The 13414-nt window shown below is 50.4% G+C and carries 9 protein-coding genes; 3 read left to right on the forward strand and 6 right to left on the reverse strand.

The genetic code is table 11. The features are described from left to right. The first annotated feature begins 22 nt into the window (after positions 1 to 22). Positions 23 to 1210 carry an NO-inducible flavohemoprotein gene (gene hmpA / locus A7K98_RS15055; RefSeq protein WP_087489300.1) on the forward strand — a complete coding sequence of 396 codons (1188 nt, stop codon included), beginning with the start codon at positions 23 to 25 and terminating at the stop codon, positions 1208 to 1210. Positions 1211 to 1262: 52 nt separating this feature from the next. Here the strand turns inward: hmpA and glnB are convergent, their stop codons facing one another. From glnB to A7K98_RS15075, 4 genes are all read right to left on the reverse strand, one after another. After that, positions 1263 to 1601, reverse strand: a complete 339-nt coding sequence (glnB, locus tag A7K98_RS15060) for a nitrogen regulatory protein P-II (protein WP_087489301.1) — start codon at positions 1599 to 1601, stop codon at positions 1263 to 1265. 121 nt (positions 1602 to 1722) lie between these two features. Next, positions 1723 to 3057 carry a two-component system response regulator GlrR gene (gene glrR / locus A7K98_RS15065; protein ID WP_087489302.1) on the reverse strand — a complete coding sequence of 445 codons (1335 nt, stop codon included), beginning with the start codon at positions 3055 to 3057 and terminating at the stop codon, positions 1723 to 1725. Positions 3058 to 3060: 3 nt separating this feature from the next. Further along, the gene (locus A7K98_RS15070) at positions 3061 to 3732 is read right to left on the reverse strand and encodes a hypothetical protein (protein ID WP_087489303.1); all 672 of its coding nucleotides are present in this window, start codon (positions 3730 to 3732) and stop codon (positions 3061 to 3063) included. Beyond that, positions 3729 to 5162, reverse strand: a complete 1434-nt coding sequence (locus A7K98_RS15075) for a sensor histidine kinase (RefSeq protein ID WP_087490533.1) — start codon at positions 5160 to 5162, stop codon at positions 3729 to 3731. The genes A7K98_RS15070 and A7K98_RS15075 overlap by 4 nt, the downstream gene beginning before the upstream one ends. Positions 5163 to 5843: 681 nt before the next feature. Between A7K98_RS15075 and A7K98_RS15080 the strand changes: the two genes are divergently transcribed. Further along, complete coding sequence (locus A7K98_RS15080) at positions 5844 to 7166, forward strand: IS4 family transposase (RefSeq protein WP_087487838.1); 1323 nt, start codon at positions 5844 to 5846, stop codon at positions 7164 to 7166. A 51-nt stretch (positions 7167 to 7217) separates the two neighbouring features. On the opposite strand, the gene purL is transcribed toward A7K98_RS15080, so the two are convergent. Beyond that, positions 7218 to 11108, reverse strand: coding sequence for a phosphoribosylformylglycinamidine synthase (purL, locus tag A7K98_RS15085; protein ID WP_087489304.1), 3891 nt, complete (start codon positions 11106 to 11108; stop codon positions 7218 to 7220). A gap of 271 nt (positions 11109 to 11379) precedes the next feature. Here purL and mltF point away from each other — a divergent pair, with 271 nt between their 5' ends. Continuing rightward, entirely contained in the window at positions 11380 to 12816 is a 1437-nt protein-coding gene (gene mltF / locus A7K98_RS15090; RefSeq protein WP_087489305.1) for a membrane-bound lytic murein transglycosylase MltF, read from the forward strand. 1 nt (position 12817) lies between these two features. Here mltF and tadA read toward each other — a convergent pair whose 3' ends face one another. Then, positions 12818 to 13315: a tRNA adenosine(34) deaminase TadA gene (tadA, locus tag A7K98_RS15095; protein WP_087490534.1), complete on the reverse strand. Its 498-nt coding sequence runs from the start codon at positions 13313 to 13315 to the stop codon at positions 12818 to 12820. Between the last annotated feature and the right edge of the window lie 99 nt (positions 13316 to 13414).

A 13414-nucleotide genomic window follows, 5' to 3' on the forward strand; every position in this document is an offset into this window, starting at 1 on the left:
AATTCACTGAGAGGAACTCAAAATGCCTGATATCAAAACACTGGAACTGGTGAGATCGACCCTTCCTGCCATTGCTAATGCCGGTCCTGCGGTCACAAAGCACTTTTACCAGAGAATGTTGAGCCACAATCCGGAACTAAAAAATGTGTTCAACCTGACAAATCAGACTAACGGCCGCCAGCCGGAAGCTCTGTTTGCCGCGCTTTGTGCCTACGGTAGCCACCTGGATAATCCCGCCGCATTACTGCCTGCCGTCGAAAAAATTGCCCAGAAACATGTCAGCCTTTCAATAACGCCGGAACAGTACGCCATCGTCGGGGAGCATTTGCTGGGGACTATTCGCGAATTGCTAAACCCGGGAGAAGAAGTGATTAACGCCTGGGCAGAAGTATATGGAGTACTTGCGGGCATATTTATCAATCGTGAAGAGCAGATTTACCAGGAACATGAGCATCAGCCTGGTGGATGGCGCAATACCCGGCGATTTATCATCAGTGAAATTACAAAGCAAAGTGATGTCATTAAAAGTTTTGTACTCACACCGGAAGACGGTTTAGCGGTAGCAGGCTATCTGCCGGGTCAGTACCTGTCAGTGTACCTGCAACCAGAAGGCATACCTTACCGGCAAATCAGACAATATTCACTGACCCGCAGTACCAATGGTAAGGATTACCGGATTGCCGTTCGTCACCAGGACGGCGGAACCGTGTCTGGCTGGCTGCATCAGCAGGCTAAATGTGGTGACCGGTTGGAAGTTGCTGTGCCTGGTGGTGATTTTGTCCTGGACGAGTCACTATCACCTGCCCCGTTAACGCTGATCTCTGCTGGTGTAGGTCAAACTCCATTGCTGGCTATGCTGCACCAACTGGCAGAACAGAACTATCCGGCGGAAGTTAACTGGTGGCATGCCACACACAGCAGTAAAACTCATGCTTTTGCAGATGAAGTAACAACGCTGGGTAATCAGTTGAAGGAATTTCGTCAACTGCTCTGGTACAGCACACCACAGGCCGGAGATAACCCTGCTGCACAGTTCAGTGGACGAATGGATGTCAGTCTTGCTGGTGCGAGTCAGTTCAGCCCGGACCGTCATTTTTATCTTTGCGGGCCTCTGGAGTTTATGCAGTCAGTCTTTAAACAACTGACAGCAGCAGGCATTGCGCCTGAACATATCCATTATGAGATGTTCGGGCCGCACAAATCGCTGTAGAAATGCAGATTCACCGGGCCATGCTGACACAATGTATGGCCCGGCTAAGCTATCAGATAGCTTCTTCGTCTTCTTCACCTGTACGGATACGAATAACACGGGCAACATCGAACACGAAAATTTTACCGTCGCCAATTTTGCCTGTCTGCGCCGTGCGCATAATGGTGTCAACGCAGGTATCAACGATATCATCAGAAACCACCAGTTCGATTTTCACTTTAGGCAGAAAATCGACCATGTATTCAGCACCGCGATACAACTCGGTATGCCCTTTCTGGCGGCCAAAACCTTTCACTTCCGTGACAGTCATCCCGGTAATACCTACTTCAGCCAGAGATTCACGAACATCATCCAGTTTGAAGGGTTTAATAATCGCATCAATTTTTTTCATATCAGAACCTTATCTTTCGCCAGTGATCTCCGTTGCCGGTTGTTTAGCGGAACGGTATCAGTTAAACCACAGCGTTTTTGCTGGCACCACCGGAATGGCAATAAAAATAACTGGCAGCAAATTACCCTTTAAAATCGCTCGCGTCCAGTTCATGACGAGAGAGAAGTTTATAAAATTCAGTACGGTTACGTCCCGCAAGCCGTGCAGCATGGGTCACATTCCCCTGAGTCATCTGCAACAGTTTGCGTAAATAATTTAATTCAAACTGATTTCTGGCTTCGGCAAAAGTCAGTAATGCCGTATTTTCTCCGGCCAGAGCCTGTTCAACAAGACGGTCAGTGATCACCGGGGCAGTGCTCAGTGCCACACACTGTTCAATCACATTTACCAGTTGCCGGACATTACCAGGCCAGCTGGCCGCAATCAGCCTTTTCATGGCTTCAGCCGAAAAGCTGCGGATATGAGGTTTATGCCGGTCAGCAGCCTGTCGCAGCAATGCGTTAGCCAGCAATGGAATATCCTCTGCCCTGTCATTCAGTGATGGCAAACGCAGCGTCACGACATTGAGGCGATAGTAGAGGTCTTCCCGGAACTCTTTTTTCTCCATAGCTTTCGGCAGGTCACGATGAGTAGCTGAAATAACCCGAACATCGATAGCCACATCCTGATTACTGCCTAATGGCCGGACGGTTCGTTCCTGCAATACCCGTAACAGTTTCACCTGCAACGCTGCAGGCATATCGCCGATTTCATCCAGAAACAGTGTTCCGCCCTGAGCTGCCTGAAACAGACCTTCTCTGGCGTTCAGGGCCCCGGTAAACGCACCCTTCGCATGGCCAAACAACTCCGACTCCAGTAATTGTTCCGGCAAAGCGCCACAGTTAATCGCAATAAACGGGCGATTTTGCCGCGGGCTGGCATGGTGAATAGCTTTCGCCAGCACTTCCTTACCAGTACCGCTTTGTCCCTGAATCAGAATACTGACATCCGAACGGGCAACCATTTGTGCCTGCTCCAGCAAACGCATCATCACCGGACTCCGGGTCACAATAGTGTCGCTTAACTGGTGTTCAGTTACCGTTCCACGCTGAGCCAGCGCCTGATCAATTGCCTGGTATAATGCATCACGATTGACTGGCTTGGTCAGAAAACTACATACGCCCTGCTGGGTTGCAGAGACAGCTTCGGGAATAGAACCGTGAGCCGTCAGAATAATCACGGGCATCCCCGGAAACTGTTTCTGAATTTCGCCAAACAGAGTCAGACCGTCCATATGATCCATCCGTAAATCACTGATCACCAAATCAACCGGTTCACGAATTAAGTGCCGTAAAGCATCGGTACCATTTTCGCAGGCTGCAACCAGAAAACCCTCACTGCGTAACCGCATGCCAAGTAGTTTGAGTATTCCGGGATCATCATCCACCAGTAATAATCTTGCGGCTTGTTTTGTCATGGATTAATTAGTTTCCTTTTCCTGTCCACCCGCAACAGCAGATGAGTGAAGATGCGAACTCTCCTGAAGATCAACGGGTTTGCGATTGGACAACTGGCGTTCAATATCCGCAAGCCTCTGCAACTGCTGACGTTTATCTGATAGCTCCTGCTGAAGCTGTTGCTGTTGCACACGTAGCGCTGCCATTTCATTGTCGCTGCTCTGGCGAAGCTGCTGATATTTCAGTTCAGTTCGCGAAGCATTCAACTGACTACTCAGATTGTCCCGCCATAGCTGCAACAGCGGCCTGACTCCGGCACTGACTTGCGGCTGCCAGGCAGACATTTGATCCAGCATCTGCTGCCGTTGCTGATCGGTTATATCAGCTCCGGACAATAAAATATTGTGAAGAAAAGAGTGTGCCCAGCTGTCAGCAATAACCTGTTCAGACTGGCGAAAGTTATCCGCAGTAGATTGCTGTTGCACACACACCATCAACTGTAACCAGTAACGCGGATCATTTTGCTGATCCTCCGTCATGTGTGCCGTGGCTGAAAGGCAACCCGCCACCGGCGCACTGGCAACCAGATTCGTTGATTGCATATCCGTGGTGGTTCTTCCCCCGGACTGGCTGCAGGCGGCCAGTAAGGCCACCAGAGATACTGACAACAGACGCAGATAAAAAAAGTCACTCATGGCTGATTAGCCCCGTTAGTCAGCGGTAATTCAATCCTGAAACATACCTCAGCCGCATTTTTATTAACCAGTGTGAGTTCACCCTGCATACGCTGGATACAATCTTTGGCTATGCTCAGACCCAGTCCGCTGCCTTTTACCGGTCCCCGGCGCTGTCTGGCTCCCTGGTAAAAAGGCTCAAATATCATTTTCTGTTCGTGCGCTGGTATCGCCGTACCACTGTTAGACACATCAATCCGGACTTTGTCACCCTGTCGGCTGGAGGTAAATGTCACCCACCCTCCGGGTTTTCCGTAATTTATGGCATTGGAATAGAGATTATCCAGAGTCCTGGCCAGTAACTGTCGATCAGCAAGGCAATATTGTTCCTCAAGAACTATCTCTGTCTCAATATTTCTTGCGCTGGCGGGCAATGCATGTGCAGTTACCACACCGTCGATAACATATTGCAGATCAACAGTACTCATCCCCCCACCGCTGTCGGCACTATGACGATTATAATCCAGTAATTGTTCGATCAGTGTCTGTAAATGCAGGCTACTCTGGTCAAGTATGGCAACTATCTCTTTTTGTTCACTATTCAGCGGGCCAGTGACTTCATCTTCCAGCAAAGCACTGCCTTCACGCAGACTTGCCAGAGGCGTTTTCAGCTCATGTGAGAGATGGCGCAAAAATTCGTGACGCTGAGCTTCCAGCCAGGACAGGCGTTCACTCAGCCATACCACCCGCTGCCCCAGAGAACGAATTTCATCCGGGCCACGAAAGTCGATGGTTGCATCTATCTCCCCTCCTTCTCCCAGACGGTGGATCATTTGTTTGAGATTCTTAATCGGCCCGATAATCATTCGGGTAAACAGCAGCATAAACACCAGACTGATCAGAAACAGCAACAGGGCCTGCCAGCCAAAAAAAGCTCCCCGGTCCGCAATTTCATGCTGCAGTTCTAAACCCCGGGTAAATACTGTCTGACGGGTCTCTTCAACCAGCTGGCTGTTCGCAATAGAGAAAGCTATCAGATTATCAGAAGCAGGTTCCTGCGGATTACCCTGATCACAGTGCATTTGGCTGAGCTCAGGCAACAATTGCTGAATTTTCTGCAGGGACTTTAGCTGCGGCAACCGTTGCAGATGCGTACCGGCCATTTGCTGATAACGCAGGTATTGCTGCTGATACAACGATTCCAGTGTCGGATCATTCAGCACGCAGAACTGCCGGTAATTACGCTCGATTTCCAGCGCACTGCGTGCCATAAGTTCACTCAGACGAACATCGGTAAAGGTATTACGGTTAGTTTCCGCGGCCTGTTCACTTAGGCTGGAGAAACTCTCCCAGGCCTGCCATGCCAGGATAAGTAATGGTAGCAGGACCAGCACAAAGGCCAGCAGTACCAGTTGTCTTAGCGAACGGGGAACAAAACGCCAGCTTTTCAAAGTCATCGCCATCAGGGAGTAAAACTCAGATGCTAGCCGGATTAACGTCAGGAAGGAAGCCGCTCAGATTAAAACAGAGATAAAGAGATATTTTTGTCCCCTCTGGCATGAGGGTCGCAAACGCCTGAAAAGTATAACGCCGGTAAAAACCGGCGTTATGGAAGAAGGCGGTGCCTTACTCAACGTTACGCCCGTGGCATGATAACGCAATAAAACTTACGATTATCAACAGTCGGACGGCAGGCACCTTGGGGCGTCATTCAAAGTTTATGAGCTCTTGACCGCTTTCGCAGGGCATCATAAAGAGCAGAATGAGCTGCGGGATGTATAATGCAATAGCCATGCCACAAATTACAAGTCTTTTTATATCAATAGTTTGATTAGATTTTTCGTCGAATTCTTCGGCAACTCCGCCTTAAACTGTCTCCCCGGAGAGACAGTTTAAGCCTGTTCTGTGAGCCTTATTATTTTTCAATGAGTTAAGTGTCACAAATCAGAGACAGTTCGATCACTTAAAGTGTCGTCGAAATGACACTTTCACTCAGAAGCTCTCTCCCGACCCCCGAGATAACGATAATAAAAAAGGCACCCCGAAGGGTAATGCCGATCGTTTAAGGATCATTTGACCGATCCGGTGGTTGGTGTAAAAAGGGTTCATGTGCAGACATAGACCCTTTTTAAATGGAACTTTCGCAAGCTCTCGGCATTATTAATCTCACTGCTCCCGAAGAAGTACAGAGCCTCTCTGACCTGCTCTCTCCTGACCTCATCCGACAGGCGTTTTCCCTCACTGATACCGTCACGCTGCGTAAGCGTAAACTTCCCCTTGAGTCGATGGTCTGGCTGGTTATCGGTATGGCCATATTCAACAATAAGCCCATGAGCCATATCGTGAATTTGATGGATATTGTTGACCGGACCGGACGGTCATTTACCGCACCCAGCTCTGTGATTGCCCGCCGAAAAACACTGGGCGAAGATGCCATCCGGGTCCTGTTTGATCTCACTCAACAACACTGGCACGAAGAAGCCAGACATCCCCTCTGGCACGGGTTGACGCTTAATGCTGTTGATGGCGTTGTCTGGCATACCCAGGACACTCCTGAAAATGCAGAGGCCTTCGGCAAAGCATCTAATCAGCATGGTGAACGCGGTTATCCTCAGGTTCGTATGGTGTGTCTGATGGAACTCAGCAGCCATCTGCTGCGTGCAAGTGTGTCAGGTCGCTACGATATCAACGAAATGCGGCTGGCCGCTCAGCTGGCAGAAAATGCACCGGATAACAGTATTACGCTGTTTGATAAGGGCTTTTACTCTTTAGGGTTGTTACATGACTGGCATAATGCAGGTGAAAATCGCCACTGGCTAACGCCGCTGAAAAAGAACACTCAGTATGAAGTGGTACGAAAGCTCGGCAGGCAGGACGAACTGATACGACTGAAAACCACGCCTCAGGCCAGAAAGCAATGGAAAGGCCTGCCGGAAGAACTCATAGTGAGGCTAATCAGGCGGAAAGTGAACGGGACGGAACGGCAGGTAGTCACTTCCATGACAGATGCGATGCGTTATCCGGCGACTGACGTGGCAGAACTTTATAAGCATCGCTGGGAAATCGAGCTGGGATATCGTGAGGCAAAGCAGTTTTTACTGGGAAACCGCTGGACGCTGAGAAGCCGGTTGCCCGATCTGGTGAAGCAGGAGCTATGGGGAATACTGCTGACGTATAACCTGGTGCGTTACCAGATGATTAAAATGGCGTTCAGCCTGAAAGGAAATTACCTGCCTTACCAGTTGAGCTTCAGCGGTGCAGTATCAGAGATATTACGGCTACTGATCGGTCTGCCGTGGGCTTCACCGGGAGCCATCCCGGGTCACCTTAAACACTTTTACAGTAATGCCGGGATGCTGAAACTGCCACCACGACGAGAACGGGAATATGTGAGAGAAGTGAGGGAGAAAAGGTCGAAATATCCCTTTAAAAACAATGCCGGTCACCTTAAGTGACCGGCATTACCCCGAAGGGTGCCTTTTATCAGAACTGCTTGTCAGGGCTTATCAACCCAGCTGATGACGCGCATTACGGAAAATACGCATCCATGGGCTGTCTTCACCCCATTCAGCCGGATGCCAGGAGTTACTGACGGTACGGAACACGCGCTCCGGATGAGGCATCATAATAGTGACGCGACCCGAAGTGTTGGTTACAGCAGTAATACCTTTCGGAGAACCATTCGGGTTCGCCGGGTAATTCTCGGTAACATTACCGTAGTTATCTACAAAACGCAGGGCAACCAGTTGCTGCGATTCCAGGGCATTCAGCTGTTGCTGATCCCGTAGTTCAGCAAAACCTTCCCCGTGAGATACCACGATAGGCATCCGTGACCCGGCCATACCTGATAACAACAACGACGGGCTTTCTGTGACTTCAACCAGACTGAAACGACCTTCGAAGCGCTCTGACTGGTTACGCACAAAGCGTGGCCACAGTTCACTTCCAGGGATCAGTTCACGAAGATTGGACATCATCTGACAACCGTTACACACCCCGAGCGCCAGTGTCTGATCACGATGGAAGAACTGTTCAAAGGTTTCACGAACCCGTGGATTAAACAGGATCGATTTTGCCCAGCCTTCTCCGGCACCCAGCACATCGCCGTAGGAGAATCCGCCGCACGCAGCCAGAACCTGGAAGTCATCCAGTTGCTGACGTCCGGCCAGCAAATCACTCATATGCACGTCGACCGCATCAAAACCTGCACGGTGGAACGCTGCCGCCATCTCAACATGTGAGTTAACGCCTTGTTCACGTAACACCGCCAGTTTAGGGCGTGCTCCGGTAGCAATCATCGGTGCGGCAATATCTTCCGACGGATCAAAACTTAATGAAACGTTCAGTCCCGGATCGTTATTATCCTGCTTAGCCTGATGTTCCTGGTCAGCACACTCAGGGTTATCGCGCAGGCGCTGCATCTGCCAGGTTGTTTCCGCCCACCAGTTACGCAGAGTTGAACGTTTTTCCTGGTACACTACCTGCTCAGAAGAACGTACGATAAAATCATCGCCCTGCTGCGCAGAACCCAGGACATGCAGGCAATCGCTTAATCCGTGTTGAGCGAACACTGCGCTGACTGCGGAATGTTCCGCCGCCGTAATCTGGATAACTGCACCCAGCTCTTCGGTAAACAGAGCAGCCAGTACATCCTGACCCAGCGTTGCGATATCAACATCAATTCCGCAATGCCCGGTAAAGGCCATTTCTGCCAGAGTGACCAGCAAACCACCGTCAGAACGGTCATGGTAAGCCAGTAATTTTTGTTCGGAAACCAGCTGCTGGATGGCATTAAAGAAACCTGCCAGTTGCTGTGCACTACGCACATCCGCAGGCTTATCACCCAGTTGGCTGTAAACCTGGGCCAGCGCAGTCGCCCCCAGAGTATTTGCACCAGCACCCAGATCGACCAGCAACAGCAGATTATCAGTCTGAGTCTGCAGCTGTGGTGTCACGGTACGGCGGACATCTTCAACACGGGCAAAAGCAGTAATAACCAGCGACAGTGGCGAGGTCATTTCCCGCGGCTGATCATTATGCTGCCAGCGGGTTTTCATCGACATCGAGTCTTTACCCACCGGAATGGTCAGACCCAGCGCAGGGCATAACTCTTCACCGACAGCTTTCACTGCGGCATACAAGCCGGCATCTTCACCCGGGTGTCCGGCTGCAGACATCCAGTTAGCAGACAGTTTTACCCGGGTAAGCTCACCGATGTCGGTCGCTGCCAGGTTAGTCAGTGATTCACCTACCGCCAGTCGTGCCGAAGCTGCGAAGTCCAGCAGAGCTACCGGAGCACGCTCACCTAACGCAAACGCCTCGCCATGGTAGCTGTCCAGGCTGGCTGTCGTGACCGCACAGTTAGCTACCGGCACCTGCCATGGACCCACCATCTGATCACGGGCAACCATACCGGTAACAGAACGGTCACCAATGGTGATCAGGAAAGTTTTCTCAGCCACACCTGGCAGGTGCATAACACGTTTAACAGCGTCAGCCACCGAAATATTTTCCCGTGCCAGAGCTGTTCCTTCTGCTTTCAAAGTGGTCACATCACGGGTCATTTTCGGTGTTTTACCGAGCAGAACATCCAGCGGCATATCAATCGGCTGGTTAGCAAAATGCTCATCACTCAGAGTCAGATGCTGTTCTTCTGTGGCTTCGCCGATCACTGCATAAGGAGCCCGCTCACGCTGACAGAGCTGTTCGAACAACGCCAGTTTCTCCGGCGCAACCGCCAGTACATAACGTTCCTGCGATTCGTTACACCAAACTTCCAGCGGGCTCATGCCTGGTTCATCACTCAGGATGTCACGCAGGTTGAAACGGCCGCCACGGCCACCATCGCTTACCAGTTCCGGCATCGCATTCGATAATCCACCGGCACCCACATCATGAATAAACAGAATCGGGTTCTGTTCACCTAACTGCCAGCAGCGATCGATCACTTCCTGACAGCGACGTTCCATTTCAGGGTTATCACGCTGAACTGAAGCAAAATCCAGGTCTGCGTCAGACTGACCCGAAGCCATAGAAGACGCGGCACCACCACCCAGACCGATATTCATTGCAGGACCACCCAGCACAATCAGTTTTGCGCCAATGGTAATCTCACCTTTCTGCACATGATCGGCACGGATATTACCAATCCCGCCGGCCAGCATAATCGGCTTATGGTAGCCACGCAGTTCTTCACCGTTGTGACTGGTAACCTGTGCTTCATAAGTACGGAAGTAACCGTTCAGTGCCGGACGTCCGAATTCATTGTTAAAAGCGGCTCCGCCCAACGGGCCTTCGGTCATAATGTCCAGTGCAGTAACAATTCGTTCCGGCTTACCGAAATCCTGCTCCCACGGCTGTTCAAAACCAGGAATCTTCAGGTTAGACACGGAGAAACCGGTCAGGCCTGCTTTCGGCTTAGCTCCACGCCCGGTCGCCCCTTCATCACGAATTTCGCCACCGGAACCGGTCGCAGCGCCCGGCCACGGAGAAATAGCCGTTGGATGGTTATGAGTCTCCACTTTCATCAGGATATGAGCATCTTCCTGATGGAAATCATAGATACCCTGTTTATCATCGGCATAAAAACGCCCTACTTTCGAACCTTCCATCACTGCAGCATTATCTTTATAAGCCGACAGTACATGCTCCGGATTTTTTTCGAAGGTGTTTTTAATCATCTTAAACAGCGACTTTGGCTGTTTAACACCGTCAATCACCCAGTCAGCATTAAAAATCTTGTGGCGACAGTGCTCAGAGTTCGCCTGAGCAAACATATAGAGTTCAATGTCGTTTGGATTACGCCCCAGCTCAGTAAATGCTGCCAGCAGATAATCAATTTCATCTTCGGCCAGAGCCAGCCCCAGCGAAAGGTTGGCTTCCTGCAGAGCTGAACGGCCACGGCCCAACACATCTACTGCTTTAACCGGCTGTGGCTCATGATGAGCAAAGAGTTGTTCCGCCTGGGACAGAGAGCTGAATACGGTTTCCATCATCCGGTCATGTAACAGTGCAGCCAGTTGGCTCCACTGAGCTTCAGACAGTGTGTCAGCCTGAATATAGAACGCCAGACCTCTCTCCAGCCGCAATACTTTTGATAACTCACAGTTATGAGCGATATCAGTTGCTTTAGAAGACCACGGAGAAATGGTACCCGGACGCGGGGTTACCAGTAATAAACGTCCGACAGGTTCATGCTCTGCCAGCGAGGGACCGTATTTAAGAAGACGTTGAAGACGATTCTGTTCGTCCTGAGTCAGCGCTGAGCTGACATCAGCAAAATGCACATATTCGGCATAAATCTCACTCACCGGCAGATGAGCGTCGTGAAAGCTGGTCAACAGTTTGTTAATACGAAATGCCGACAGAGCGGGCGAACCACGCAAAATTTCCATCATTAAAGATCTCTCGTCTTCGAAACGCCGGGCGACGCTTCATTGGGCGCAACAGGGGAAAACGGGGCATATTATAAAGAATAAGCCCCCGTTACGAAACCGTTTGCGCGGATTTTATCTGTATAAATCGCCGATTAAAAAACACACATTTCTTGCTATAAAAGTTGCTCTTTGCCTTTTTGTTGCTCAGAATGCACTTCGCGTCGGGGTACTATTCCTGTTTTTTATATCCTGCCAAAAGGCTGAACCCGGCGCTGATTAACGAGATAACTACTTGAAACATTTAAAGTTTAATTATCTTTTGATCGGTCTTGTCACTCTATTACTGGCAATGGCTTTATGGCCTGCGATTCCCTGGCATTCAGGTTCACAAGACACTCTGTCGCAGATTAAATCGCGCGGAGTTTTGCGTGTCAGCACCATAAATTCGTCACTGACCTGGCAAAAGATAAATAAAAATCCCACGGGGATGGATTACGAACTGGCAAAACGCTTTGCAGACTATCTGGGCGTAAAGCTGGAGGTTACCGTTCGCCCGAATATTGAAAGCCTGTTTGATGACCTGAAGCATCACAGAGCGGATCTGCTGGCGGCGGGCCTGACCTGGGACACTACACGCCAGGCAGAATACCGCAGTGGTCCGGCGTACTACTCCACGACACAGCAACTGGTTTACCGTGTGGATAAGCCACGCCCAAAAAACCTCGGTGATTTACATGGCACATTGGCAGTCCCGTCGGAATCCTCATTTGTTCCGACACTGGAAGCGGCCAGACAAGGGAAATTTCCACAATTAAGCTGGGAAATTGAGAAAAAACTCAGCCCGCAAGAGATGCTGGAGCAGGTTGCCGCAGGAAAGCTGAATTATACCATTGGTGATTCTGTCACCATCGGTATGATGCAACGTATCCACCCTCAGCTGGCAGTCGCTTTTGATGTGACTAATGAAGCGCCGGTAAACTGGTATATGGCTAAATCATCTGATGACAGCCTGAATGCGGCGCTGCTCGACTTTTATAACAATATTAATGAAGAAGGCACTCTGGCCAGGCTGGATGAGAAATATTTAGGGCATACCGGCAGCTTTGATTATGTTGATACCCGTACCTTTTTACGCGCAATTGACAGTACCCTGCCTTCCCTGCAACCGTTGTTCAAGAAATACGCCAGCCAGATAGACTGGCGATTACTGGCAGCGATTGCCTATCAGGAATCTCATTGGGACCCGCAAGCCACCTCACCAACAGGTGTCAGAGGCATGATGATGCTGACTCGTAACACGGCGGATAGCCTTGAAGTCAGCGATCGGCTTGACGCGGCCGAGAGTATTCGTGGAGGCAGCCAGTATTTACAGAAACTGATGGATAAAATGCCGGAAACCATTCCTGCAGAAGAACGCATCTGGTTTGCCCTGACAGCATATAATATTGGCTATGCACATATGATGGATGCCAGAAAACTGACAATGAAGCAGGGAGGCAATCCGGACAGCTGGACAGATGTAAAAACCCGACTGCCGCTACTGGAACAGAAGCGCTACTATAGCCAGACAACTTATGGTTACGCGCGCGGCGGTGAAGCCTATAATTACGTCGAAAATATCAGGAAATACAACATCAGCCTGGTAGGTTATTTGCAGGAAATGCAGAAAAAACGGCAACTCTCTGCAGACCCGGCAACCACCAGCGAACCGCAAATTGCCATGAACTGATCTACTGATTTTCCCGCTGCGCTAGTCGCAGCGCTTTTTTTTGTGCCCTGCGTAACCGAAAGAAGTCACTAAGCTGAGCGGCACACTCATCAGCGAGAACCCCGCCAGTCACCACTATTTTATGGTTCATTCCCGGGTGGCCGGGCACATCCAGCAACGAACCCGCTGCACCTGTTTTGGCATCTGCAGCCCCGAATACCAACCGGGCAATCCTGCTATGTACCATTGCTCCCGCACACATAACACAAGGCTCCAGAGTGACATAAAGGGTGGTGTCCAGTAGCCGGTAATTACTTAGCGCCTTCCCCCCCTGGCGCAGTGCCATGATTTCAGCATGCGCGGTAGGATCATGAGATGCAACAGGGTGATTCCAGCCCTCAGCAATAATGTTCCCCTGCCAGACAAGTACCGCCCCGACCGGAACTTCATCATTTTCCTGAGCCCGTTTTGCCAGCATTAATGCATGGCGCATCCAGTACTCGTCATTTTTTTCGGTCACACTATGCCCCTGGTCGTTGTTATCGCGGCGCATTATACCGGGATCACTGATGAATGCGAGAATAGCACCCTCGACAGGCCATCAGCGATAATCACGGAA

It is taken from the genome of Tatumella citrea (assembly GCF_002163585.1).
In the GTDB taxonomy this organism is placed as follows: domain Bacteria; phylum Pseudomonadota; class Gammaproteobacteria; order Enterobacterales; family Enterobacteriaceae; genus Tatumella; species Tatumella citrea.

Excerpts from the sequence above, each read along its gene's own strand:
- hmpA (WP_087489300.1), top strand. The coding sequence starts at position 23 with ATGCCTGATATCAAAACACTGGAACTGGTGAGATCGACCCTTCCTGCC.
- glnB (WP_087489301.1), bottom strand. The coding sequence starts at position 1,601 with ATGAAAAAAATTGATGCGATTATTAAACCCTTCAAACTGGATGATGTT.
- glrR (WP_087489302.1), bottom strand. The coding sequence starts at position 3,057 with ATGACAAAACAAGCCGCAAGATTATTACTGGTGGATGATGATCCCGGA.
- A7K98_RS15070 (WP_087489303.1), bottom strand. The coding sequence starts at position 3,732 with ATGAGTGACTTTTTTTATCTGCGTCTGTTGTCAGTATCTCTGGTGGCC.
- A7K98_RS15080 (WP_087487838.1), top strand. The coding sequence starts at position 5,844 with ATGGAACTTTCGCAAGCTCTCGGCATTATTAATCTCACTGCTCCCGAA.
- purL (WP_087489304.1), bottom strand. The coding sequence starts at position 11,108 with ATGATGGAAATTTTGCGTGGTTCGCCCGCTCTGTCGGCATTTCGTATT.